Origin of the sequence: Streptomyces sp. CLV115 (genome assembly GCF_038448545.1) — a bacterium.
GTDB classification, from domain to species: domain Bacteria; phylum Actinomycetota; class Actinomycetes; order Streptomycetales; family Streptomycetaceae; genus Streptomyces; species Streptomyces sanglieri.
This window is the reverse complement of record NZ_JBCEWQ010000006.1, coordinates 12655-36970: the sequence shown is the minus strand read 5'-3', so window position 1 is coordinate 36970 and position 24316 is coordinate 12655. Positions and strand designations below refer to the sequence as shown.

Genomic DNA, 24316 nt, shown 5'->3' with positions numbered 1-24316 from the left:
GATGTGACATCCGCGAAGACCGCCCGCCGCCCCCACCACTGGCGGCGGGACATGATCGAGCTGGCCGCGCTGTTCACCGCGGTCGCGGTGGCCGACGCCATCGCGAACCTGATCGGGCACCAGCCGGACGGACCGTATCTGCTGATCGCCTCGGCGGTGGCCCTGGCGGTGACGGCCGCGTTCCACACCTGGTGGGCCCGGCGGCACAGCCACGCCCCGCCGCCGACCGGCTCCGGCCCGGTCGCCGAGGGGGACGGGGCCGCAACGGGCCTCGGCACCGACGGTGCCGGGCCCGCGGCGTCGGACACGCCCACCGCCGCGGGTCCGGCCGCCTCCCCCGAGGACACGGCGCTGTGGCGGATGCGGACCACGGTGCGGGACGCCCCCGGCAGCCTGGCGGCGCTGTGCGGTGCTCTCGCCCGGCACCGGGTCGACATCCTCACCCTGCAGACGCACCCGCTGGCCCGGGGCACGGTCGACGAGTTCCTGCTGCGCGCGCCCTCCCTGCTCCAGGCGCAGCAGCTGAGCCGGGCGGTCTCCGCCGCCGGGGGAGGCTCGACCTGGATCGAGCGGGCCGACACGCACGATCTGGTCGACGCCCCGACGCGGGTCCTGGGCCTGGCCACCCGCACCGCGCTGGACGCGGCCGAGCTGCCCCTCGCGCTGCGGCAGCTGCTCGGCCGTTGCACCATCCACTCGCTGCCCGCCGTCTCGGTCACGGGCCGGGCGACCGGTGAGACCGCACCCGTCGAAGGGGTGCTGGAGGAGACGGTGATGCGGCTGCGCGATCCGTCCGGGGGTGCCATCACCGTCGAACGGCCCTATCTCCCGTTCACGCCCACCGAGTTCGCCCGGGCCCGTGCCCTGGTCGAGCTCGACGCCCGGCTCGGCCCCCGTGTGCCGCGCAGCCGGGACGTGCTCACCCTCCCCGAGGGCAACGAGATCACCGTGCGTCGCGCGGACGGCGGTGACCTCGAAGCAGCACGGGCGATGCACGACCGCTGCTCCGACCGGACGCTGCGGATGCGCTACCACGGGCCGGTCCAAGACGCCGACCGTTACCTGGACCACCTGCTCAGCCCTCGTTTCGGCCGCACGCTCGCCGTGCAGACGGCCTCGGGCCGGCTGGTCGCGCTCGGTCACCTCCTCTGGGACGGCGACGAGACCGAAGTCGCCCTCCTCGTCGAGGACGACTGGCAGCGCCGCGGCATCGGCTCCGAGCTGCTCGGCCGCCTGGTGGCGCTCGCCGTCGAGGCGGGCTGCGAGAGCGTCTACGCCGTGACCCAGTCGTCCAACACCGGCATGGTCGCGGCCATGCGCGCCCTGTCCCTGCCGCTGGACTACCAGATCGAGGAGGGCACCCTGGTCGTCACCGCCCGCCTGGACGCGACCCCGGTCCGGTCACTGCCCCCGTACGAGCAGGCCGGCCGCTGACGCCTCGGCCCCGGAAGGCGCCTCGGCACCGGAAGACCCCTCGGCCGTGGAGGCCACCCCGGCCCCGGAGGACTCTCCGGCCGGGTCCTGCTCCCGTGCGGCCTCCTGGGAGCCGAGCGCCTGGCACAGATCGGCCCACAGGTCCTCGACGTCCTCCAGACCGACCGACATCCGCAACAGCCGGTCCCCGACGCCCGCGGCCTGCCGGTCTCCCTCGTCCACGATGCGGTGGCTGATGGAGGCCGGGTGCTGGATCAGGGTGTCCACGCTGCCGAGGCTCACCGCGGGCGTGATGAGCCGCACGGCCGAGATCACCCGGTGCGGATCCCCGTACACCTCGAACGAGACCATCGCACCGCCCAGCTTCGGGTAGTGGACCCGGGCGATGCGCGGGTCGGCGCCGAGCCTGCGGGACAGTTCGGCGGCACTCGCGGACGCCGCCCGCACCCGTACCGGAAGCGTCGCCAGGCCGCGCAGCAGCAGATACCCGGCCATCGGGTGCAGCACCCCGCCGGTGGCGAAGCGCACCTGCCGCAGCCGGCCCGCGAACTCCTCGTCGCAGGCGACGACCCCGCCCATCACATCGCCGTGCCCGCCCAGGTACTTGGTGGCGCTGTGCAGCACGATCCGGGCACCGTGCTCGACGGGCCGCTGCAGCACCGGAGTGGCGAAGGTGTTGTCGACCAGCAGCGGCACCGAACCGCAGGAGTACGCGATCGCCCGGATGTCGACCTCGGCGAGCGTCGGGTTGGCGGGGGTCTCCACCATCACCAGCCCGGTGTCCGGACGGATCGCGTCGGCGATGCCCGCCGGATCGGTCCAGGTCACCTCCGTACCCAGCAGTCCGGCGCCGAGCAGATGATCGCTGCAACCGTAGAGCGGCCGGACGGCGACCACATGGCGCAGCCCCATGCTCGCCCGGACCAGCAGAACGGCGGTGAGCGCCGCCATGCCGCTGGCGAACGACACGGCGCTCGCGGTCCCTTCGAGCCGGGCGAGTGCGGTCTCGAAGCGGGCGGTCGTCGGATTGTCCAGCCGGGCGTAGACCGGCGGCCCTTCGAGCTGCGCACCGGTCGTGGCGAAGGCGTCGATCCGCTCCGCCTCGCCCCGGGAGTCGTACGAGGGGTAGGTGGTCGACAGGTCGATCGGCGGAGTGTGCAGTCCGAGGGCCGCGAGATCGTCGCGGCCGGCGTGCACGGCGTCGGTGGCCAGCGCCCTGGACCGGGTTGTCGTCGGGGGCGCCATCGGGGATTCGGTGTCCATGCCACCACTCTGAACAACCACCGGGATTCGGCGGGCATTCTCCGTGCTACGTTCGGCCAATGGCCGATTCTGTCGCTCTTGACCCGGTGGATCTGCACATTCTGCGACTGCTGCAGAACGATGCCCGGACCACCTACCGCGAGCTGGCCGCCGAGGTCGGCGTCGCACCGTCGACCTGTCTGGACCGGGTGACCAGGCTGCGCCGCTCCGGTGTGATTCTCGGCCACCGGCTGCGGCTCGACCCGGCGAGGCTCGGCAGGAGTCTGGAGGCGCTGCTCTCCGTGCAGGTCCGGCCGCACCGCAGGGAGCTCATCGGCCCGTTCGTCGAACGCATCAGGACATTGCCGGAGTCCCGTGCGCTCTTCCATCTGACCGGCCCGGACGACTATCTGGTCCATGTCGCGGTCACGGGCACGGCCGATCTGCAACGCCTGGTGCTGGACGAGTTCACCTCGCGCCGCGAAGTGGCCCGGGTCGAGACCAGGCTGATATTCCAGCAGTGGGAGTGCGGGCCGCTGCTGCCGCCGTCCGCAGAATCGGCGGAGTCCGGCCCCTGAAACCGAATGATGGTGACGCGGAGGCCCCCGCCGTACGAGGATGTCCGCATGTCAGACACTTCCAGCAGCGCGCTGCCCCGCCAGGTCGCCGACACCTATGTCGACGCTTTCATCGAACACGACCCGATCTCCGGCACCTATCTCGGTGTCGCGGAGAGCTCGCGCCGCCTTCCCGACTTCTCCCCCGCCGGTCAGGAAGCTCTGGCCGAGCTGGCCCGCACCACCCTGGCGAAGCTCGACGCCGCCGAACGGCTGCCCGGCGCGGACAGCGACGCCGAGCGCCGCTGCGGCCGCCTGCTGCGTGAGCGCCTCACTGCGGAACTCGCCGTTCACGAGGCCGATGAGAAGCTGCGCACGGTCTCCAACCTCGCCTCCCCGGCGCACAGTGTCCGTGAGGTGTTCACCGTGACGCCGACCGAGACCGACGAGGACTGGGCGGCGGTCGTGGACCGGCTGCACGCGGTGCCCGCCGCGTTCGAGGGCTACCGCGAGTCGCTGGCACTCGGCCTGGAGCGCAAGCTCTACGGCGGCCCGCGCGCCACCGCCACCTTCATCGGCCAGCTCGACGAGTGGGCGGGCCAGGACGGTCCGGGGTTCTTCCAGGAGTTCGCGGCCGCCGGACCCGCGTCGCTCCGTGCCGAGCTGGACGAGGGCGCCCGGGTGGCCACCGAGTCGGTCGCGGCGCTGCGCGACTGGATGCGCGATGTGTACGCCCCCGCGATCGAGGGCGCGCCGGACACGGTGGGCCGTGAACGGTACGCGCGCTGGTCGCGCTACTTCAACGGCACCGACCTGGACCTGGACGAGGCGTACGCGTACGGCTGGTCCGAGTACCACCGGCTGCTGGCCGAGATGCGGACCGAGGCGGAGAAGGTGCTGCCCGGCGCCGGCCCGTGGGAGGCGCTGGCCCATCTCGATGTGCACGGCAGGCACATCGAGGGGGTCGACGAGGTCCAGGCCTGGTTGCAGAGTCTGATGGACGAGGCGATCGAGGCTCTCGACGGTACGCACTTCGAGCTCGCCGAACGCGTACGGAAGGTGGAGTCCCGTATCGCCCCGCCCGGCGGCGCCGCGGCTCCGTACTACACCGGCCCCTCCGAGGACTTCTCGCGCCCCGGCCGCACCTGGCTGCCCACGATGGGCGAGACCCGGTTCCCGGTGTACGACCTGGTGTCCACCTGGTACCACGAGGGTGTGCCGGGCCACCACCTCCAGATCGCGCAGTGGACGCATGTCGCCGACAGCCTGTCCCGCTACCAGGCGTCGATCGGCGGGGTCAGCGCCAACGCCGAGGGCTGGGCGCTGTACGCGGAGCGGCTCATGGACGAATTGGGCTTCCTGCCCGACGCCGAGCGCCGCCTCGGCTATCTGGACGCACAGATGATGCGCGCCTGCCGGGTGATCGTGGACATCGGCATGCACGCGGAGATGGAGATCCCGGCGGACTCCCCGTTCCACCCCGGTGAGCGGTGGACCCCGGAGCTGGCGCAGGAGTTCTTCGGCAATCACAGCGGCCGGCCCGCCGACTTCGTGGAGAGCGAGCTGACCCGCTATCTCTCGATGCCGGGACAGGCCATCGGGTACAAGCTGGGCGAGCGCGCCTGGCTGCTGGGCCGGGAGAACGCCCGCAAGGCCCACGGTGACGCGTTCGACGCCAAGGCCTGGCACATGGCCGCCCTGTCGCAGGGGCCGCTCGGTCTCGACGATCTCGTCGACGAGCTGTCCAGGCTCTGAGTCGACAGCCCGGCTGCCGGACCCTGTCCACCCCACGGGTCCGGCCGCCGGACACCACCGCGGCCCGTACGGCCGGGCCGGTCAGCAGCCGCAGTCGCCGGAGCCGGCCGGCGCGGTGAGCGGGTCCGGCTTGCGCCGCTCCCGCCCCTCCCGGGTCTCGAACTCGAAGCCCTCGCGCACCCAGTACTCGAAGCCGCCGAGCATCTCCTTGACCCGGTAGCCGAGTTCGGCGAGGGCGAGCGCGGCACGCGTGGCGCCGTTGCAGGCGGGGCCCCAGCAGTACGTGACGACGGGAACCGCGGGGTCGAGCAGGTGGTGGGCCTGCTCGGCGATGAGCGCGGTCGGCAGGTGGACCGCGCCGGGGACGTGCCCCCGGTTCCAGGATCCGGTGGAGCGCGAGTCCAGGAGCACGAAGCCCGGATCGCCGTCGGCCGCGAGCGCGGCGGCGACGTCAGAGACATCCGTGTGGAAGGCGAGCGAGGCGCCGAAGCGGGCGACGGCCGCCGCCGGGGAGGCGGGCGGGACGCGCAGGACGGGATGGGCCGCGACGGCGGTGGGCTGGGAGGTCATGCCCAGAAATCTACGGACGGTGATCAGCCCCCGGAAGATGAGATCCCCGGCACAATGCTTGCCCCGCCGGGGATTTCCCTGTTGTGTCCCGGGCATGACCGACTATTCCCCGGACGCCACCGACTGGCGCATCCTCGATGTCCTGCAGCGCGACGGGCGCGTGTCGTTCGCCGAGCTGGCACGCGCGGTGTCGATGTCCCCCAGCGCCGTGACCGAGCGGGTGCGCAGGCTGGAGGAGACCGGGGTGATCAGCGGTTACGCCGCCGTGGTCGACCCGGAGCGGCTCGGGCTGCCGATTCTCGCCCTCGTACGGCTGCGCTATCCGAACGGCCACTACAAGCCGTTCCACGATCTGCTCGACACCACTGCGGAGATCGTGGAGGCCCACCATGTCACCGGTGACGACTGCTTCGTACTGAAGGTCACCGCCCGCTCGATGAGTCATCTGGAGGAGGTCGCCGGCAGGATCGGCGCCCTCGGTTCGGTGACCACCAGCGTCGTCTACTCCTCGCCGCTCCCCCGTCGCGCCATCAGCCGCTGACCTCGCCGCCGGTGCAGTGCCGCACCGCCGATCCGTGCCGTTCCTTCACCACTTCGAGCTGTGCGGGGATACGGCGGCGCAGATCGGCGACATGGCTGACGATGCCCACGCTGCGGTCCCGCTCGCGCAGCGAGTCCAGCACGTCGAGCACCTCGTCGAGGGTCTGGTCGTCCAGACTGCCGAAGCCCTCGTCGATGAAGAGTGTGTCCAGCCGTACTCCGCCCGCCTCGTCGGTGACGACATCGGCGAGGCCGAGCGCGAGGGCCAGCGAGGCGAAGAACGTCTCGCCGCCCGAGAGCGTGGCCGTGTCGCGCTCGCGGCCGGTCCAGGCATCGACGACGTGCAGTCCGAGGCCCGCTCTGCGGCCTCCGGTGCGGGCGTCGGAGTGGACGAGTGTGTACCGGCCGGACGACATGCGCCGCAGCCGTGCGGTGGCCGCGGCGGCGACCTGTTCGAGCCGGGCGGCGAGCACGTACGACTCCAGCCGCATCTTGCGTTCGTTGTCCGCGGAGGTGCCGGCGGTGAGTCCGGCCAGCCGTGCCACCCGGTCGTACTCCTCGCGCAGCGGACCGAGTCCGCGTACCTCGTCCGCGGCCCGGCGGGAGAGCCTGCCGAGTTCGGCGCAGCGCTCGCGCGCGGCCGCCAGCGCGGCGGAGGCGTCCCGCAGCAGGTGTTCGGCCGTGTCGTACGCGGTCCGCGCGGCGTCCACCGCGGCCGGCGGGCGGGCGGCGGCGGCCCGGGTCTCCGTCTCGGCCAGGCGGTCGGCCACCGCCGCCGCCTCGGACTGCCAGGCATCGACGAGCCGCTGGAGTTCACGCTGCTCGGCATCGGAGAGCAGGGTCTCGGCCGCCGCCTGCGGGGTGTCGAACCCGGCCCGGAAGGCGGCGTCCGCGAGCCGGTCGTCGGCCTCCTTGCGGTGCTGTGCGGCCGTCTCCTCCTGACGTACCGCCTCGGCGGCCGAGGCGAGCAGCCCGACCCGGCGCTCCAGCAGCGCGGCGTGCTCGGCCACGCTGCCCGCCTCGCCGCGGGCGGCCGTCAACTCGGCTTCCAGTGCCGCCTGTTCGCGGTCCAGTCCTTCGCGCAGGGAGGTGCGGGCCGCGGCCCGGCGCTCGGCCAGCTGCCGGCCTTCGAGGCGTTCGGCCTGTTCCCGCTCGGTGGCCGCGAGGGCCTCGCGCGCGGCGTGCATGCCCGCCGCGGTGCGGTACGCCCGGGCGTGCGAGCCGGTCAACCGGTCGACGAGTGCGGCGAGTTCGGCGACGGTGGGGTCGGCGCCGGACCCGGTGCCGGCCGGGCCCGGGGCGACGGTGCCGGTGCCGGTAGCAGGCGCCCCGGCCGAACCGGCGCAGGCGCTCACCTGTGCCGCGGCTGCCGGGTCGGTGGCATCGGCTCCGTCCCTCGGCTGCGGCACCGCCGACTGCGCGGCTGCGCGGGCGGCGGCATGCTGCTCGCGTACGACGCCCAGCTCCCGGTCCGCGTGGGTACGCGCCTGATCGGCCCGGCGGTGGGCATCGAGCGCCCGTTCCTCGGTGTCCCGGTCCACATGCCCGTCGGCCGCGCGGGCGGGGTGGGGGTGGTCGGCCGAACCGCACACCTTGCAGTTCTCGCCGTCCACCAGCTCGGCCGCCAGCTCGGCCGCGATGTCGCGCAGTCGCCGTTCGCGCAGATCCAGCCACGACTCGTGGGCCGCGGCGGCGTTCTCCCTGGCGGTGGCCAGCCGCTCGGCCGCGGCCGACACCCGGTCGGCCAGCGCGTCGCGACGGCGGGCCGCGTCCAGCCGGGCACGGGCGGGCTCCAGCCGGCCGGCCAGCTGCTCCGCGTGGGTGGCGGCCTCCTGGGCCGCCTCGATGCGGGCCCGTAGTCCGTCGCGGGTGGACTCCCAGTCGGCCAGCCAGAGCTCCGCTTCACGGATCAGCTCGTCGTCGGCCCTGGCCTGGCGCTCCAGTCCGGCCCGCTCGGCGTCGATCGCCGCGCTGCGTGCTTCGGCCCGCTTCGCGGCTTCGAGGCCGCCGAGCTCCTGACGGAGCCGTCGCTCCAGCTCCGCGAGTTGTTCGGCACCGGCGTCCGCCAGGGTGCCGGGCAGCACCGCGCGGGCCCGGTCACGGGCCTGACAGGACAGGCGGTAGGCGCGCTCGGCCTCGTCGCGCAGGTCCAGCGCCGGTGCGACGAGGTCCGCCTTGCGGGCGCGTGCCAGCCGTTCGTGGCGGCGGTCGCGGTCGGGGCGGCGGTCTTCGAGCACGGCGGCCCGGCGGCGCGTGTCCTCGTACCGCTGCTGGAGTGTGGCCAGTTCGCGTTCGCTGTCGAGTGCCTGGCGGGCGGCCGACTGCCGGCCCTCGGCCATGGCGAGGACGCAGGCGGCGATGTCGAGCCGTTCGCGGGCGCCGCTGCGGGCCGTGGCTGCCCACTCCAGCACACCCTCGGCGAGGCCGGGTTCGCCGGGCTGGATGTCGGGGAGCGGCGCTTCGCGGCCGGCGGGTCCGGCGGCCTGGGCGATCCGCTGGGCGGCCGCGAGGACCCGTTCGTCCCCGGCCCTGACCCTGGTCTCGGCGCCGCGGCGCAGTTCGGCCAGGCGCTCCTCGACAGCGGCGAAACGGCGGGTGTCGAAGAGCCTGCCGAGGAGTTTGCCGCGTGCCTCGGCATCGGCGCGCAGGAAGCGCGCGAAGTCGCCCTGCGGCAGCAGCACCACCTGGCAGAACTGTTCCCGGCTCATCCCGATGAGCCGGGTGATCTCCTCGCCGATCTCCTGGTGCGAGCGGCTGAGCGGCCGCCAGCCGTCGTCGGGACCGTACTCGCGCAGCCGGCTCTGTGCCTTCTCGGTCGTGAAGCCGCTGCCCTTCTTCTTCGGGCGGGGCTGCGCGGGGTTCCGGGTGATTTCGAGACGGCGGCCGCCGACGGTCAGTTCCAGTTCGACCTCGGTGGCGAGTTCCGCCGGGGCGTGGTCGCTGCGCAGCGAGGTGCCGGGGCTCTGGCGGGCGCCGGGCACCGCGCCGTAGAGGGCGTAGCAGACCGCGTCGAGGACGGAGGTCTTCCCGGCGCCGGTCGGCCCGTGCAGCAGGAAGAGACCGGCCGACGAGAGGGCGTCGAAGTCGACGGTCTCGGTGGCGGCGAACGGCCCGAAGGCGGTGACGGTGAGCCGGTGGAGTCTCAACGGTTCACCTCGCGCACACCGTCGTCCACCCGGACGTGGTCGAAGGCGCCGCGCAGCACCGTGCGTTCCTGTTCGTCGGCTGCGGAGCCGCCCCGCACATGTGCCACGAAGTCCTCGGCGATCTGCTGGTCGTCGCGCCCCTTGAGGCGCCGGGCGTACGAGGCGTGCGGGTCGTCGGGGGCGCGGTCCGGTTCGAAGACCAGGCTGAGGGTGTGCGGGAACCGCTCGACGAGCCGGGCCATCGGCTCGGCCGGGCGCACCGGGTCGGTCAGGGTGGCCTCGACCCAGGACTCCCGGTGGTGCTCCAGCGCGGGTTCGGCGACGAGGTCGTCGAGGAGGCCGCGGAGCCTGGCGAGCGGGCGGGGCACCGGGCAGTCGAGGCGCTCGGCCGTGATCGTGCCCGAGGCGTCGAGGTCGATCAGCCACATGGTCTTGCGGTGGTCGGCCTCGGAGAAGGAGTACGCGAGCGGCGAGCCCGAGTAGCGGACGCGTTCGGTGACGGTCTGGCAGCCGTGCAGATGGCCGAGCGCCACGTAGTCGACGCCGTCGAAGACTCCGGCGGGCACGGCGGCCACCCCGCCGACGGTGATGTCGCGCTCGCTGTCGCTGGGCTCGCCGCCCGCGACGAAGGCGTGGGCGAGCACGACGGAGCGGGTGCCGCCGGGGCGACCGGCCAGATCCGCGCGGACCCGTTCCATGGCCGCGGTCAGCACGGCTTCGTGCCCGGCGCGTTGTGCCCCGAGGGCGTCCTTCACCAGGGCCGGTTCCAGATAGGGCAGCCCGTAGAACGCCACGTCGCCGTGCTCGTCCGGCAGGACGACGGGGGTGGCACAGCCGGCGGGGTCGGTGCGCAGGTGGATGCCGGCCCGCCCGATCAGTGCGGCACCGACGCCCAGTCTGCGTGCCGAGTCGTGGTTGCCGGAGATCATCACGGTGGGCACCGCGGCGGCGGCGAGCCGGTGCAGCGCGTCGTCGAAGAGCTCGACGGCGGCCAGCGGCGGTACGGCCCTGTCGTACACGTCGCCTGCGACGAGGACCGCGTCCACCTCGTGCTCGCGCACCGTCGCCACCAGGTGGTCCAGGTAGGCGGCCTGGGCTTCGAGCAGGGAGACCCGGTGGAACGAGCGCCCCAGGTGCCAGTCGGACGTGTGAAGAATTCTCAAGAGCCGGCTCCGACCTGCATCGTTGTCTTCCTCCGCCCCCGGGGCCGCTGCCGGCCGTGCTCCGTGATCGCGCCGGGCCGGCCCGGAGTCCCGTTGGCGGCCTCGTCGGCGGTGGTGAGTCCCTCGCTTCTCACCCATCACAGTCTCGCATCACCGACGGCCGTGTCCGGGCCTTCGCCCCGGAAGATCGATCCGGGCGGGGCGGGTGCCGCACGGGCGCCGGACCGGGTCAGGCGTCTTCGTACGCCTCGCCGCCGAGCTCCAGCCCCGCCTCGCCCGCGGTCGCGTCGGCCAGCCAGCCGCGGAAGGCCTCGACGTCGGCGTCCGGCAGCCCGATCTCGATGACGACGGCCTCCGCGTAACGCACCCCGCGCACGGTGCGGCCGGTGGCGCGCAGGTCGTTCTCCAGCTTGCCCGCGCGCTGGTGGCCGACGGTGATCGTGGCGAGGCGGTAGCGCCGTCGGGTGATGGTGCCCAGTGCGTCGAGGGCTTCGCCGACCACTCCCCCGTAGGCCCTGATCAGTCCGCCGGCACCGAGCTTGACCCCGCCGTAGTAGCGGGTGACGACGGCGACGACGTAGCGCATCTCACGTCGGGTCAGCATCTGGAGCATGGGTACTCCCGCGGTGCCGCCGGGCTCCCCGTCGTCGCTCGCCTTCTGTACGGAGGCGTCGGCGCCGATCACGTAGGCGAAGCAGTTGTGGGTCGCGGTCGGGTGTTCCTTGCGGATGCGTGCGACGAAGTCCTGCGCCTCCTGCTCGGTGGCGGCGGGGGCGAGCGCGCAGATGAAGCGCGACCGGTTGATCTCGGTCTCGTGCACGCCCGCTCGGGCGACTGTCCGGTACTGCTCCTGCATCCGGCCACCCTATGCCCCGTACGGGAATGGTCCGGGGCCCCGGCCCGTTGTGCGGATCATGTACGCAGACGAAGAGACGATCCGCAGGATTCTCCTGGACAGCGGCGACACCTGGGCCGTGGTGGGCCTGTCGAACAACCGGTCGCGCGCGGCCTACGGCGTCGCCGAGGTGCTCCAGCGCTTCGGCAAGCGAGTGGTCCCGGTCCATCCGAAGGCGGAGCGGGTGCACGGCGAGGACGGCTACGCCTCGCTGGCCGACATCCCGTTCCCGGTCGATGTGGTGGACGTCTTCGTCAACAGCGAGCAGGCGGGCGCGGTGGCCGGCCAGGCGGTCGAGGCGGGCGCCCGGGCCGTCTGGTTCCAGCTCGGTGTGGTCGACCCCGAGGCCTACGCCCGCACGCGCGAGGCCGGGCTCGACATGGTCATGGACCGGTGCCCCGCCATCGAGATTCCCGCCCTCGACCGCTGAACCGCACCCGGGTTCCCTCGCGCGCATGTGCGTGGTGTCGCACTCGGCGTCCGGCTGGGAGAATGGCCCGCTGTGACCACTACCACCGCACCGAGCGACGTTCACCACCGCAGCCGGCTGGCCGGGCAGCTCACCGAGCTGGGTGTGGAGCGCGACGGCGTCCTGCTGGTGCACGCGTCGATGAGCGCGGTGGGTCCGGTGAGCGGCGGCATCCGTGCGATGGCCGGTGCCCTGCGCGACGCCCTCGGGCACGGCACACTCGTCGTCCCCGCGTTCACGCCGGAGAACTCCGACACCTCCCCGCAGTACCTGAACCGGGTGCGCGGGCTCGGCGACCGGGCCCGGGAAGCCGTGCGGGCGGGCATGCCGCCCTTCGACCCGGCGACTTCGGCAGCGCCGTCGATGGGCCGTCTCGCGGAGGCCGTGCGGCTCTCCGAGGGGGCGGTGCGCAGCGGGCACCCGCAGACGTCCTTCGCCGCGCTCGGTCCGCTGGCCCGGAAGCTGATGGCCGGTCACCGTCCCGACTGCCATCTCGGCGAGGAATCGCCGCTGGCCCGGCTCTACGACCTGCGGGCCCAGGTACTCATGCTGGGCACCGGTTTCGACACCTGCACCGCGTTCCACCTCGGCGAGTACCGGGTTCCCGCCCCGCCGCGCCGGAGCTACCGCTGCGTGGTGACGGCCGGGGGCCGCCGCCGGTGGTGGGAGTACGAGGACGTCGCGCTGGACGACAGCGACTTCGCCGCCCTGGGCGCGGACTTCGCCCGGCCGGGGACGGGAGCGACGGTCCGTACGGGCCGGGTGGGATCGTCGACGAGCCGGCTCTTCCGTATCGGCGACGCCGTCGACTTCGCGTCCGGCTGGCTGACGGCCCACCGGGCCGGCGCACCGGCCCGGGGCCTCTGCCACTCACCCGGCTGAGTCCCGGGCCCCCGCGGGGGCTCAGTTCCTGATGCCGAGTCCCTCGACGACCGTCGCGCCCGGCAGCGCCGCCAGTGCCTTGCCCGGGACGATGAGCTTGCCGCGGCGGCTGCCGCTGCCGATCAGCACCCACTCCTCGTCGGCGACGGCCGGGTCGATCAGCAGCGGCCACGAGGCGGGCAGGCCGATGGGGGTGATGCCGCCGTACTCCATGCCGGTCTCGCCGACCGCCGTGTCCATCGGGGCGAAGGACGCCTTGCGGGCGCCGAGTCGTTTGCGGACCGCGCCGTTCACATCGACGCGGGAGTTGGACAGGACGAGGCAGGCCGCGAGGGTCACGTCGCCGCCACGCTTGCCCGCCACCACGACGCAATTGGCCGACCGGTCGAGCAGGTCCGCGCCGTGGTGCTCGACGAAGACCGCCGTGTCGGCGATGGCCGGGTCCGTGTCGACGTGAATGATCTGCTCGGCGGGGAAGCCGCCCCAGCCCTCGGTCACGGCCGCGGCGACGGGGGCGGTGAGCAGGTCGGAGCGGTCGGCCGCCGGAGCGGCGTTCTCGAAGGAGCCGATGGGAGCGCGCATGTGCCTCACGCTAACAGCGGTCCCGGGGCGTTCGGCCGCTCGTCTCACCGTACGGGCGGGATGGAGACCGCCATGGTCACCTCGACCGGATCGGGGCCGTCGTTGCGGTAGGCGTGCGGGTGGTGCGCCTCGAACGAGGCCGAGCCACCGGCCGGTACGGCGTACGGGGCGCCGTCGACGACCAGGGTGAGTTCGCCCGTGGTGACGTGGAGCAGTTCGATGGCGCCCTCGGGGTGCGGATCGGAGGCCCTGCCGTCACCGGGCATCAGGCGCCAGGACCAGAGTTCGAGCAGTCCCCGGGCGTCCGTGCCGAGGAGCAGGGTGGCGGAGCTGCCCGTGTCGGTGGACCACATGCGTACCGCCCGGCTCTCGGGTACCAGCCGGACCGGCGAGCCCTGCTCGTGGTCGAGCAGGGTGGCGATGCTGACCCCCAGTGCGTCGGCGAGCTTGACCGTGGTGCCGACACTCGGGTTGGTGCGGGCCTGTTCGATCTGGATGATCATGCCGCGGCTGACTCCGGCACGGGCGGCGAGAGCGTCCAGGGTGAAGCCGCGTTCCCCCCTCAAGCGCTTGAGATTGCGCGCGAGCGACTGAGTGAGCTGATCGAGTTCGGACACATTCCGTCCAATATTTTGACTGACAGGGTCGAAGAAACTGCACTACGGTGTGGTGCACTCCACCGTTCATCACACTGTACTGCGAGGGCCTGCAATGACAGCACTGTTCGCGCTGGCCACGAGCCTGCTCTGGGGGCTGGCCGACTTCGGCGGCGGGCTGCTCACCCGGCGCGTCCCCGCCCTCACCGTGGTCGTCGTCTCACAGGCCGTCGCGGCCGTGGTGCTGGGTGTCGTCGTGGTCGCGACCGGCGGCTGGAGCGAGGCGGGACCGCAGCTGTGGTTCGCGGTCGCGGCGGGTGCCGTCGGGCCGGTCGCGATGCTGAGCTTCTACCAGGCGCTGGCGCTCGGCCCGATGGGGGTCGTCTCCCCGCTCGGATCGCTGGGGGTCGTCGTGCCGGTGGGCGTCGGACTCCTGGCCGGGGAGCGCCCGGGGCTGCCGCAGTTGGCGGGGGTCGGCATCGCCGTGGTGGGCGTCGTACTGGCGGGCGGTCCGCAGCTGCGCGGGGCGCCGGTGCAGCGCCGGGCGGTACTGCTGACCCTGGCGGCCGCGCTCGGCTTCGGGTCGGTGATGGCGCTGATCTCCGAGGCGTCCACGACGGTGACCGGGCTGTTCCTGGCGCTCTTCGTCCAGCGCCTCACCAATGTCGCGGTCGGCGGTGCGGCCCTGTACGCATCGGTGCGCCGCGGAGCACGGGCGCTGCCCGAGGAGCGCGGGGCGGCCACGGTGCTCGCCGCACTGCCCGCCCTGGCGCTCGTGGGACTCGCGGACGTCGCGGCCAACGGCACGTACTCGGTCGCGGCACAGCACGGGCCGGTCACGGTGGCCGCCGTGCTCGCCTCGCTCTATCCGGTGATCACCGCCCTGGCGGCGCGCGGCGTACTGAAGGAGCGGCTGCTCGGGGTGCAGGCCGCCGGGGCCGGTCTCGCCCTGGTGGGCACGGTGCTGCTCGCGACCGGATGAGGCCCGTCAGCCGTCTGACGGGCCCGAGGTCTCGCCCGGTTCCGACAGGGCCAGCAACTGCTCGGGCGTGACGCCCGTCGGGATCGGCACCGGCGCAGGGGTGCGCAGCGGCGGCTGCCAGCCCTTCTCGGGGTCCCAGCTGCGTACGACACGGGCGGGGGCGCCGGCCACCACCGCGTGGTCGGGCACCTCGCCCCGCACCACCGCCCCTGCGGCGACCACCACGTTGCGGCCGAGCGTGGCCCCCGGGAGGATCACCGCCCCGGTGCCGATCCAGCAGCCCGGCCCGATGGCGACCGGTTCCATGCGGGGCCACTGCCGGCCGACCGGCTCGTGCGGATCGTCGTAGCTGTGGTTGGTCGACGTGACGTAGACGTACGGACCGCAGTACGTGTCCGAGCCTATGGTCACCGTGGTGTCGGCGACCACATGGCTGCCGCGGCCGAGCACCACCCCGTCGCCCAGGGTCAGGATCGGATCGGGGCCGAGGTCCAGGTCGGGCATGAGTCCGGCCGTCAGCGTGACCTGTTCACCGATCACGCAGTGCGAGCCGAGCTCGATCCACCGCTCCCCGAAGACCGTGCCCTGCGGAAAGGCCAGCCGGGTGCCCTCGCCGATCCGGCCGAAGCGCAGCGTGCCGGGGCGGTCCGCGGTGACGGCGCCCGCCTCCTGCACCCAGCGCCAGCCGCGGTGGACGGCCCCGGACAGGGCGCGTCGCCGCCAGGCGGCGAGAGAAGAGAACGCGTTCCTGTTCTTGGGCACTCGCACACGGTAGTCGGCGGCGCCCGGGCCGATCACCGGGGCGACCTGTGATGTTCACCCCACTCGGTCCCGGTCCGGCGGCCGTCGCCTACCGTTCCTGTGGCGCGGCGGAACAGCCGCGGCCGGGTCGCCGGGACCGGACGACCACGGCCGCACCACCCCTGAGCACGGAGGAACAGGCGATGGCAGAGCAGGCGTTGATCACGGGAATGGGCGGCAAGGAGCCGGACATCGACGTGGATGCCTTCACGGCACCGACCTCGGTCGTCATCGGTGATATCACGATGGCCGCGGGCTCCAGCGTCTGGTACCACGCCGTACTGCGCGCCGACTGCGGCCCGATCGTCATCGGTGCCGACAGCAACATCCAGGACAACTGCAGCGTGCACGTCGACCCCGGGTTCACCGTCACGGTCGGCGAGCGCGTCTCGGTCGGGCACAACGCCGTGCTCCACGGCTGCACCGTCGAGGACGACGTGCTGGTCGGCATGGGGGCCACCGTCCTCAACGGCGCGCACATCGGGGCCGGTTCGCTGATCGCGGCGCAGGCGCTGGTCCCGCAGGGAATGCGGGTGCCGCCGGGTTCGCTGGTCGCAGGGGTCCCCGCCAAGGTCCGGCGGCAGCTGACCGAGGAGGAGCTCGAAGGCATCAGGTTCAACGCGGTCGGCTATGTGGAGCTGGCCAAGGCGCACCGGCAGGCCCACGAGGGCTGAGAACGCGACGGGCCGGGCGGTGCGGGGTCGCACCGCCCGGCCCGTGCCGACCCGTTGAGGTCAGTCGGTGGCCACGACCGCCGCCGACTCGGGCGCCGGGGCGGCGGACGCCGCCGCCTTCTTCGCCCGGTTCTTCACGATCAGCATCGAGGCGACGCCGATCAGCACCGCGGCCACGAGGCCGAGGTACGAGAACCGCTTGAGCCAGGCCTCGGCGACGACTCCCACCGAGTAGATGACGGCCGTGGTGCCGCCCGCCCAGACGATGCCGCCGAGCACATTGGCGATCAGGAACTTCCAGTACGGCATGTGCAGTACGCCCGCCAGCGGGCCCGCGAAGATCCTCAGCAGTGCCACGAAGCGGCCGAAGAACACCGCCCACATGCCCCACTTCTCGAACGACCGCTCCGCCATGGCGATCTGGCTCTCGCCGAAGTGCTTGGGGAACTTCCCGCCCAGCCGGGCCAGCAGGGGCCGTCCGCCCTTGCGGCCGATGGCGTATCCGATCGAGTCACCGATGATCGCGCCGGCCGAGGCGCAGGCGCCGACGAACCACGGGTTGATTCCGTCGTGTCCGGCGGACAGGAGCGCCGCGCTGATCAGAACGATCTCGCCGGGCAGCGGAATACCGAGGCTCTCCAGCCCGATGACCCCGGCCACCAGGGCGTAGACGCTGACGGCGGGGATGGTCTCCAGCCATTCCTGGATGTGCAACGCCGGTTCCTCCCGTAGCTGATGCCTGTTGCCCGCCGGGCAACTCCTCGGCGCACGGCGGGAAGCCTACCTGTCCCGCCGACGGCCCGAACAGCTCGAAAAGCCGCCACACGCCCACTTCTTGGGCGGATGGCGGCTCTTCTCGGGACCGGCCGGACTCAGGCGTTGGGCCGCAGCGTCCAGACGACGGTCATCTCGCCGGTCACGGCGCCGTCGGCGCGCCGGATCTCGATGGCCACGGGGAACTCCGGCCGCTTGCCCTCGTCGAGTTCGGCGACGACCTCGGCCACCGGGCGGCCCAGCGTCGCCGTCGCGGTGACGTCGCCCTTGGCCAGCTTCTTGTAGCCGATCTCCGCCTTCACCGCGAGCGGCACGGCCCGCGACATCTGGTCGCCGAAGGCGGCGATGACGATCGCTCCGCTCGCCGATTCCGCCAGCGTGAACATCGCTCCGGCGTGCGGTCCGCCGATGTGGTTGTGGTAGTCGGCCTGGTCCGGGAGGCGGACCACCGCACGCTCGGCGGTCGTCTCCAGGAACTGGAGGTTGAGGGTCCGGGCCATCGGGACCGTCGCGACGAGCATCTCGCCCACGGTCGTCTGTTCAGCGCTCATGGCCAGATGTTACTCATGAGTAGAACTCTTTGGCCATCCCCGGAACCCCTTGGCGGACCGCTGCGATCGCTTCCTTCACCGTCCGCACACGGGGGCGGGCGTAGCAGACCGGCCACCACCCCTCTATCGTTACTCGCCATGTGGCCAGGACAGCAGCCGCCCGGGGGCGAGCAAAACCCGCAGGACCAGAATCAGAACCCGTATCAGCAGCCGGGGTACCAGCAGCCGAATCCCTATCAGCAGCCGGGATATCAGCAGCAGGGCCAGCCCGGACAGCAGCCGGGGTACCCGCAGCAGGGCCAGCAGCCCGGCTACGCGCAGCCGAACGTGTACCAGCAGGCGACGGTGCCGCAGTACGCGGTGCCCGGCCCGCCCGGCGCTCCGCAGCCCGGCGACAACAACAAGAAGAAGACCACCGCCATCGCCATCGTCGCGGCCACCGCCGTGGTCGTGGCCGCCGTGGTGACCGGTGTCGTCGTGATGAACAAGGACGACAAGGACAAGGACGTCGCCGACGGCAAGCAGTCGTCGGCGCCCGTCAAGCCGTCCGGATCCGCTTCCTCCGCCGAGGCGAACCCGCGCGGCGACGACGGGGACCCCAAGCCCCTCGTCCCCGGATGGAAGGTCGTCACCAACCCCAAGTGGGGCACGCAGTTCGACGTGCCCGGGGACTGGGAGGTCGGGAGGCCCGGCACGGGCTCGTACTTCGAGGACGAGAAGAAGGGCGACGGCTCGCCCCTCATCCTCTTCTCAGCACCGGCGTTCTTCCAGAAGAAGTGGTGCGTGGACGACCCCGACAAGGACGGCGTCAAGGAGGACATGAGCCTCGCGAGCGCCGGTACCAGGGGCGCCCAGGGTGCCACCGACGCAGCCAAGAACGCGCACAGCGAGGCCGGCACCTGGGTGTGGGCCGCCTACGCGCAGCACATGCCGCAGAGCACCATCAAGTTCACCGAGGCCAAGCAGTACACCACCAAGTCGGGGCTCACCGGCCAGGTCGTCACCGCCACCGCTCCGAACGTCACGAAGAAGGAGAAGTGCGACAGCGACGGCAAGGCCATCGCCTTCACCTTCAAGAACAAGAAGGGTGAGTTCGCGTCCTGGGTCCTGTACGGAGCCGACTCCGTCAAGGACGAACTCCCCGACACGACGATCGAGAAGATCCTGAGCACCGTGCGTCTGGTGGACGTCACCCCCGCTCCCTGACCCCGTTCCCTCCCCCGGGAAAGCAGTTGGCACGGCGGGGGTGCGGCGGCGATAGTCCCCTGGTGACCACCGCCGCCGCAGCCCGCCCGCCACACCCCGGCCGCAACTACCGTCTGCTGACCGCCGCCGCGATCATCACCGGCCTGGGTACCCATGGCGCGCTGATCGCGGCGGCGTTCGCCGTTCTGAACGCGGGCGGTGACGGCGGTGACGTCGGTCTGGTGGCCGCCGCCAGGACGGCGCCCCTGGTGCTGTTCCTGCTGATCGGCGGGGCGATCGCGGACCGGCTGCCGCGCCACCGGGTGATGGTCGCGGCCAACACCCTCAACTGCCTCTCGCAGGCCGCGTTCGCCTGGCTGGTCCTGGCCGGTGATCCGCAGCTGTGGCAGATGATGCTGCTCACCGCGTTGTGCGGCACCGGGCAGGCGTTCTTCAACCCGGCGGCCGAGGGCATGCTGATGTCCAGCGTCAGCCGTGAGCAGGCGAGCCGTGCCTTCGCGCTGTTCCGGATGGCCGTGCAGGGCGCGACGATCGGTGGCGCGGCGCTCGGCGGCGCCATGATCGCGGCGATGGACCCGGGCTGGGTGCTGGCCGTGGACGCCGCGGCGTTCGCGGTGGCGGGCGGGCTGCGCGGGTTCCTGGACGTCGGTCACATTCCCCCGCGCGAGCCGGGCGGCGGTCTGCTCGCCGACATGCGGGACGGCTGGCAGGAGTTCATCGGCCGCCCCTGGCTGTGGAGCATCGTGGCGCAGTTCTCGGTGGTGGTCGCCGCGGTGGGCGCCGCCGAGTCGGTCTACGGTCCGCTGGTCGCCCGGGACGAGCTCGGTGGCGCCCGCCCCTGGGGCTTCGCGCTCGCCGCGTTCGGGGCCGGCACCCTGGGAGGGGCGCTGCTGATGACCCGGTGGAAGCCCCGGCGGCTGCTGCTGGCCGGCACGTTCTGTGTCTTCCCGCTGGCGCTGCCCCCGGCGGGCCTCGCGGTGCCGTTGCCGGTGGGCGGGCTCTGCGTGGTGATGTTCGTCAGCGGCGTCGCCATCGAGGTGTTCGGGGTCTCGTGGATGACGGCCATGCACCAGGAGATCCCGGAGGAGAAGCTCTCGCGCGTCTCGGCGTACGACTGGTTCGGCTCGGTGGCGATGATGCCGGTGGCCACCGCGCTCGCCGGTCCGGTGGAGTCGCTGGTCGGGCGGAGCGAGGCGCTGTGGGGCTGCGCGGCGCTGATCGTGCTGGTCACCGGGGCCGTGCTGTTCGTGCCGGAGGTGCGCCGGCTGACCCGGGCCCCCGAGACCGCCGGGGTCGCGACGGGGAAGGACCGGGGGCCCGTCTCAGCCGATGCCGAAGGCTCCGTCGGGCGGCTCGGGTGAGGCGACCGCCTCACCGTCGCCGACCGGCTCGGCGCCACCGGCCAGCCGGTCCAGCGCGGCACCGTGCTCGACCCGGGCGGGAAAGGCGTCGGCGGCGCAGCGACGGGTGAGCGCAGCGGTGTCGATGGGGCTCGGGGAGGCGACCAGAACGAGGTTGCCGAAGCGCCGGCCGCGCAGCACCGCGGGTTCGGCAATCAGCGCGAGTTCCTCGAAAACGGCCGCGAAGGTGGCCAGTTGGGAGCGGATGAAGCCGAAGGGCGCACCGTCCGCGAGGTTCGCCGCATAGATCCCGTGGTCCCGCATCGAACGCCGGGCAGCCCTTGCGTACTCGACGGAGGTGAGGTGGGCGGGCACCCGCGAGCCGCCGAAGACGTCCGCGATCAGGATGTCGAGGGAGCCGGGCGCGGTCCGTTCCAGCAGCCCCCGGGCGTCGGTGCCGTGCACGGTGATGCCGCTGCCGGCGGGGACCGGCAGCTGTTCGGCGACCAGTTCGAGGAGCCCGAGATCGGCCTCGGCGACGTCCTGGCGGGAGCCGGGCCGGGTCGCGGCGGTGTAGCGGGGCAGGGTGAGGGCACCGCCGCCGAGGTGCAGTACGTCCAGCGGTGTGCCGGGGGCCGCCGCGCAGTCGACGACATGGGCGAGCCGTCGCGCGTACTCGAACTCGATGTGGTCCGGCGCGTCGAGGTCGACGTAGGACTGGGGCGCGCCGTCGACCGTGAGCAGCCAGGCCCGCGCCCGGTCCACGTCGGGAAGGAGTCTGGCGGTGCCCTGGTCCACGTCCCGGATGACGGGTATCGAGTCGTTCACTCCCCCATTGTGGGGTGTGGGATCAGCCGCTCAGGACCGCGGCGACGGCTTCGGTGTGTGCCGCCGACTGAGCGAGTCCGGCGCGGGCCGCCGCCGCGCGGCAGCTCGGGTCGAGGGGGTTGCGGCCGAAGGCCTTCTTCGCGGCCGCGTCCGGGGTGATGACCTCGACCCGGGCACCGTTCGCGGCGAGTGCGGCCGCCTGCGCCTGCGGTGCGGCGATGGCCCTGTTGCCGCCGGCCGAGGGCGCGATGACGACGACGCGGCCGTATCCGGCGGCGAGCTGGGCGTTGGCCGTGGAGTGCACCCCGCCGTCGATCCAGGTCCGCCCCTCGACGCGGGCGACGGGCCATACGCCGGGGACGGCGCAGCTCGCGGTGACGGCATCGGCCAGGGACACTCCACTGTCCCTGTCGAACGCGCGGAGTTCACCGGTCGTGGCGTCGACGGCGGTGACGAGCAGCGGGCGCTTTGGCCACTCGGGCGACAGGAGCCGGCTCGCGATCGCCGCGCGCCGTTGCTCCTCGGTCACGGCGGGCCGGGCGTTCTGCGCGATCCGGCCCAGCTTCCGGCCGTAGGCCTCGGGGGTCCGTGCGGACAGCACGGCCGCCGCGTACCGCAGCAGCACGGCCGGGCCGAGCCTGCCGCCCGTCATGTCCTGCGGGTCGGCGAGCTCGCGTTCGTAGAGTTCGGGCAGGCCGAGCAGTCCGGAGGCCAGCTGTGCGCCGACCACCGCTCCCGCCGAACTGCCGATGATCAGATCCGCCCCACCGAGGTCCACGCCCGCCTTCGCGAGCCCGTGCAGGATCCCGGTTTCCCAGGCGCTGCCGGTGATGCCGCCGGAACCCAGTACCAGTGCTGTTTCTGTCATCCCGTCAGTCTCACGTACGGGGCCGGGCCCGCCTCCCCCGGGGTGCGGGAGGCGGGCCCTTGGCGCGTCGCCGTTCAGAGGACGCCGGTGACGGTACCGGCGCCGACCGTGCGCCCGCCCTCGCGGATCGCGAAGCCGAGTCCGGTCTCCAGCGGGACGTCACGTCCCAGCTCGACGGTCAGATCGACCGTGTCGCCGGGGCGCGCCACCGCCACCGCACCGAGGTCGACATCACCGACGACGTCCGCGGTGCGGATGTAGAACTGCGGCCGGTACCCGGTGGTGACCGGGGTGGTACGGCCGCCCTCCCGCGCCGACAGGACGTACACCTGCGCGGTGAAGCGGCGGCTGGGCGTCACACTGCCCGGCGCCGCCACCACATGGCCGCGGCGGACCCGGTCGCGCTCCACCCCCCGGAGCAGCAGGGCCACGTTGTCGCCGGCCTCCGCGAACTCCATCGGCTTCCCGAAGGTCTCCAGGCCGGTGACGACCGTCTCGATGTCCTGGTCCGGCCCGAGCACCGACACCCGGTCGCCGGTCCGCACGGTGCCGCGCTCGACGGCTCCGGTGACGACGGTGCCCCGTCCGGTGATGGTCAGGACGTTCTCCACCGACAGCAGGAACGGCGCGTCGGTGTACCGGACCGGCATCGGCACGTAGGTGTCGACGGCGTCGAGCAGCGCCTCGACGGCCGCGGTCCAGCGCGGGTCGCCCTCCAGGGCCTTCAGGCCCGACACCCTCACTACGGGAACGGCGTCTCCGCCGTAGCCGTGCGCGGAGAGCAGCTCGCGGACCTCCAGCTCGACCAGGTCGGTCAGCTCGGGGTCGCCGGCGTCCGCCTTGTTGAGGGCGACAACGATGTGATCGACACCGACCTGGCGGGCGAGCAGCACGTGCTCGGCGGTCTGCGGCATGATCCCGTCGAGCGCGGAGACGACCAGGATCGCCCCGTCGAGCTGGGCGGCACCGGTGACCATGTTCTTGATGTAGTCGGCGTGCCCGGGCATGTCGACGTGGGCGTAGTGGCGGGTGTCGGTCTCGTACTCGACGTGCGCGATGTTGATGGTGATGCCGCGCTGCGTCTCCTCCGGCGCCCGGTCGATCCGGTCGAACGGGACGAACGTGCCGGTCCCCCGGTCACTGAGGACCTTGGTGATGGCGGCGGTCAGAGTGGTCTTGCCGTGGTCGACGTGGCCCATGGTGCCGATGTTGAGGTGGGGCTTGGTGCGCACGTATGCCGTCTTGGGCATGGTTCATTCCTTGGTGTTCGAAGCTGGGAGAGAAGACCCCGGGGCCCGGCCGACCCTCCCCTTGCGGGGTCCGCCGGACTGTCGGGGGAGGGTCAGCTTCGGGCGCCGCCGATGAACGCTGCGGCAGCGGTGGGCGCTGCTGCGACAACCGCCGCGATGACGGGGTTCACGGCAGCCTTCGGCGCGTCCGCGACTGCGGACGGCGCTGCGGGGAAGGCGTACCGGAACATGGGTCCGATCATGTCCGAGGGGCCCGGCCGCGTCGAATGGTTTTCCGGCGCGCATCGCGGGCCCTGCACGGGAGTTCGGCCCGCACCGGGCATCGGTGCCGGTGGGGCGCGCGGGGCCGGCGGGACGGCGCCCGCCACCTGCGTTACGGCGATCACACACCGGTGTCGGTTACTCTCCCGGCATGCTCGACCCCGTCCCCGCAGCCCGGCCCGCCACCGGCCTCGCCGTGCGCTGCACAAGGGCCCTGCTCTCGCCCTGGTCCCGGTTCTCGCTCCTCGTGGCCGTACTGCTGGGCGCCGCGGCGACGATGCTCCTCCTGGAACCCCAACGGCTGCTCGCCGGCGGCTGGCCCGCCCGGCTCAGCGGTGGCGCCGTGGCGGTGCTCCTCTTCGGTGTCGCGTACGGCGTGTGCACCGTGGCCTTCGTTCCACGCCCGCTGCTCAATCTCGCCGCCGGTGCGCTCTTCGGTACGCAGGCGGGGCTGGCGGCCGCGCTGGCGGGCACGGTGCTCGGCGCGGGCATCTCGTTCGGGCTGGGCAGGGTGCTGGGGCAGGACGCGCTCCGTACGCTGCTGCGCGGACGCTGGCTCAAGGCGGCGGACGGCCAGTTGAGCAGACACGGGTTCCGCTCGATGCTGGCGCTGCGGCTGTTCCCGGGAGTGCCGTTCGCGGCGGCCAACTACTGCGCGGCGGTGTCCCGCATGGGGTACCCGCCGTTCCTGGTCGCCACCGGGCTCGGCTCGATCCCGAACACCGCCGCGTATGTCGTCGCGGGCAGCGAGGCCACGTCGCCGACGTCGCCCGCCTTCCTGGCCGCGATGGGCTTCATCGTGCTGACGGGGATCGGCGCGGCGGTCGTCGCCTGGCGCAAGCGCCACCGGCTGGCCGCCGAGTGAACCGGTGCGCCCGGCGACCGGCCCGGAGGCGGGGGCGGGCCCCGGGGTACGCGTAACGCTGTTCATCTGAGGGCGATACCCTGCC

Annotated in this window: 24 protein-coding genes; 11 read left to right on the top strand and 13 right to left on the bottom strand. The window is 72.9% G+C overall.

What is annotated here, in order from left to right:
* Positions 1-3: 3 nt before the first annotated feature.
* Complete coding sequence (locus AADR41_RS03695) at positions 4-1434, top strand: GNAT family N-acetyltransferase (protein WP_342279986.1); 1431 nt, start codon at positions 4-6, stop codon at positions 1432-1434.
* Here AADR41_RS03695 and AADR41_RS03690 read toward each other — a convergent pair.
* Positions 1402-2697 carry a trans-sulfuration enzyme family protein gene (locus tag AADR41_RS03690; protein ID WP_342279913.1) on the bottom strand — a complete coding sequence of 432 codons (1296 nt, stop codon included), beginning with the start codon at positions 2695-2697 and terminating at the stop codon, positions 1402-1404. The two genes, AADR41_RS03695 and AADR41_RS03690, sit on opposite strands and share 33 nt — an antisense overlap.
* Before the next feature lie 59 nt (positions 2698-2756).
* Between AADR41_RS03690 and AADR41_RS03685 the strand changes: the two genes are divergently transcribed.
* Both AADR41_RS03685 and AADR41_RS03680 read left to right on the top strand, forming a co-directional pair.
* Positions 2757-3254 (top strand): Lrp/AsnC family transcriptional regulator, encoded by a 498-nt coding sequence (locus AADR41_RS03685; RefSeq protein WP_342279912.1) that lies wholly within the window; start codon positions 2757-2759, stop codon positions 3252-3254.
* 48 nt (positions 3255-3302) lie between these two features.
* Positions 3303-4988: a DUF885 domain-containing protein gene (locus AADR41_RS03680; RefSeq protein ID WP_342279911.1), complete on the top strand. Its 1686-nt coding sequence runs from the start codon at positions 3303-3305 to the stop codon at positions 4986-4988.
* Between the two features lie 81 nt (positions 4989-5069).
* Here AADR41_RS03680 and AADR41_RS03675 read toward each other — a convergent pair whose 3' ends face one another.
* Positions 5070-5558, bottom strand: coding sequence for a rhodanese-like domain-containing protein (locus AADR41_RS03675; protein WP_342279910.1), 489 nt, complete (start codon positions 5556-5558; stop codon positions 5070-5072).
* A gap of 94 nt (positions 5559-5652) precedes the next feature.
* Here AADR41_RS03675 and AADR41_RS03670 point away from each other — a divergent pair, with 94 nt between their 5' ends.
* Positions 5653-6099, top strand: a complete 447-nt coding sequence (locus tag AADR41_RS03670) for an Lrp/AsnC family transcriptional regulator (protein ID WP_342279909.1) — start codon at positions 5653-5655, stop codon at positions 6097-6099.
* Here the strand turns inward: AADR41_RS03670 and AADR41_RS03665 are convergent.
* The 3 genes from AADR41_RS03665 to AADR41_RS03655 all read right to left on the bottom strand — a co-directional run bounded on the left by AADR41_RS03665 (position 6089) and on the right by AADR41_RS03655 (position 11263).
* A complete protein-coding gene (locus AADR41_RS03665; RefSeq protein ID WP_342279908.1) occupies positions 6089-9244 on the bottom strand; it encodes an SMC family ATPase in 3156 nt (1051 codons plus the stop codon). The two genes, AADR41_RS03670 and AADR41_RS03665, sit on opposite strands and share 11 nt — an antisense overlap.
* Positions 9241-10407: an exonuclease SbcCD subunit D gene (locus AADR41_RS03660; RefSeq protein ID WP_342279907.1), complete on the bottom strand. Its 1167-nt coding sequence runs from the start codon at positions 10405-10407 to the stop codon at positions 9241-9243. Before AADR41_RS03660 ends, AADR41_RS03665 begins: the two co-directional genes overlap by 4 nt.
* A gap of 229 nt (positions 10408-10636) precedes the next feature.
* The gene (locus tag AADR41_RS03655; RefSeq protein ID WP_342279906.1) at positions 10637-11263 is read right to left on the bottom strand and encodes a YigZ family protein; all 627 of its coding nucleotides are present in this window, start codon (positions 11261-11263) and stop codon (positions 10637-10639) included.
* A 58-nt stretch (positions 11264-11321) separates the two neighbouring features.
* On the opposite strand from AADR41_RS03655, the gene AADR41_RS03650 reads away from it, so the two are divergent.
* Together AADR41_RS03650 and AADR41_RS03645 are read left to right on the top strand one after the other, a co-directional pair.
* Entirely contained in the window at positions 11322-11732 is a 411-nt protein-coding gene (locus AADR41_RS03650) for a CoA-binding protein (protein ID WP_342279905.1), read from the top strand.
* Positions 11733-11804: 72 nt separating this feature from the next.
* Positions 11805-12653 (top strand): aminoglycoside N(3)-acetyltransferase, encoded by an 849-nt coding sequence (locus AADR41_RS03645; protein WP_342279904.1) that lies wholly within the window; start codon positions 11805-11807, stop codon positions 12651-12653.
* A gap of 21 nt (positions 12654-12674) precedes the next feature.
* On the opposite strand, the gene AADR41_RS03640 is transcribed toward AADR41_RS03645, so the two are convergent.
* Complete coding sequence (locus tag AADR41_RS03640) at positions 12675-13235, bottom strand: YbaK/EbsC family protein (protein WP_342279903.1); 561 nt, start codon at positions 13233-13235, stop codon at positions 12675-12677.
* Between the two features lie 44 nt (positions 13236-13279).
* Positions 13280-13852 carry a helix-turn-helix domain-containing protein gene (locus AADR41_RS03635; protein WP_342279902.1) on the bottom strand — a complete coding sequence of 191 codons (573 nt, stop codon included), beginning with the start codon at positions 13850-13852 and terminating at the stop codon, positions 13280-13282.
* 94 nt (positions 13853-13946) lie between these two features.
* Between AADR41_RS03635 and AADR41_RS03630 the strand changes: the two genes are divergently transcribed.
* Positions 13947-14813 (top strand): DMT family transporter, encoded by an 867-nt coding sequence (locus tag AADR41_RS03630; RefSeq protein WP_342279901.1) that lies wholly within the window; start codon positions 13947-13949, stop codon positions 14811-14813.
* A 6-nt stretch (positions 14814-14819) separates the two neighbouring features.
* Here AADR41_RS03630 and AADR41_RS03625 read toward each other — a convergent pair whose 3' ends face one another.
* On the bottom strand, positions 14820-15575 hold the full coding sequence (locus AADR41_RS03625) for an acyltransferase (protein ID WP_342279900.1): 756 nt from the start codon (positions 15573-15575) through the stop codon (positions 14820-14822).
* A gap of 182 nt (positions 15576-15757) precedes the next feature.
* Here AADR41_RS03625 and AADR41_RS03620 point away from each other — a divergent pair, with 182 nt between their 5' ends.
* Positions 15758-16288, top strand: a complete 531-nt coding sequence (locus tag AADR41_RS03620; RefSeq protein ID WP_342279899.1) for a gamma carbonic anhydrase family protein — start codon at positions 15758-15760, stop codon at positions 16286-16288.
* A gap of 60 nt (positions 16289-16348) precedes the next feature.
* Here the strand turns inward: AADR41_RS03620 and AADR41_RS03615 are convergent, their stop codons facing one another.
* Both AADR41_RS03615 and AADR41_RS03610 read right to left on the bottom strand, forming a co-directional pair.
* Positions 16349-17002: a DedA family protein gene (locus AADR41_RS03615; RefSeq protein ID WP_342279898.1), complete on the bottom strand. Its 654-nt coding sequence runs from the start codon at positions 17000-17002 to the stop codon at positions 16349-16351.
* A gap of 158 nt (positions 17003-17160) precedes the next feature.
* The gene (locus tag AADR41_RS03610) at positions 17161-17613 is read right to left on the bottom strand and encodes a DUF4442 domain-containing protein (RefSeq protein ID WP_342279897.1); all 453 of its coding nucleotides are present in this window, start codon (positions 17611-17613) and stop codon (positions 17161-17163) included.
* Between the two features lie 138 nt (positions 17614-17751).
* On the opposite strand from AADR41_RS03610, the gene AADR41_RS03605 reads away from it, so the two are divergent.
* Both AADR41_RS03605 and AADR41_RS03600 read left to right on the top strand, forming a co-directional pair.
* Positions 17752-18819, top strand: a complete 1068-nt coding sequence (locus tag AADR41_RS03605) for a hypothetical protein (RefSeq protein WP_342279896.1) — start codon at positions 17752-17754, stop codon at positions 18817-18819.
* Positions 18820-18881: 62 nt separating this feature from the next.
* Complete coding sequence (locus AADR41_RS03600) at positions 18882-20180, top strand: MFS transporter (protein ID WP_342279895.1); 1299 nt, start codon at positions 18882-18884, stop codon at positions 20178-20180.
* Here the strand turns inward: AADR41_RS03600 and AADR41_RS03595 are convergent.
* From AADR41_RS03595 to tuf, 3 genes are all read right to left on the bottom strand, one after another.
* Positions 20142-20987, bottom strand: coding sequence for a spermidine synthase (locus AADR41_RS03595; RefSeq protein ID WP_342279894.1), 846 nt, complete (start codon positions 20985-20987; stop codon positions 20142-20144). The two genes, AADR41_RS03600 and AADR41_RS03595, sit on opposite strands and share 39 nt — an antisense overlap.
* 22 nt (positions 20988-21009) lie before the next feature.
* Entirely contained in the window at positions 21010-21855 is an 846-nt protein-coding gene (locus tag AADR41_RS03590) for a patatin-like phospholipase family protein (protein WP_342279893.1), read from the bottom strand.
* Between the two features lie 74 nt (positions 21856-21929).
* Positions 21930-23105 carry an elongation factor Tu gene (gene tuf / locus AADR41_RS03585; RefSeq protein ID WP_342279892.1) on the bottom strand — a complete coding sequence of 392 codons (1176 nt, stop codon included), beginning with the start codon at positions 23103-23105 and terminating at the stop codon, positions 21930-21932.
* Positions 23106-23517: 412 nt separating this feature from the next.
* On the opposite strand from tuf, the gene AADR41_RS03580 reads away from it, so the two are divergent.
* Entirely contained in the window at positions 23518-24231 is a 714-nt protein-coding gene (locus AADR41_RS03580) for a TVP38/TMEM64 family protein (protein WP_342279891.1), read from the top strand.
* Positions 24232-24316: the final 85 nt, after the last annotated feature.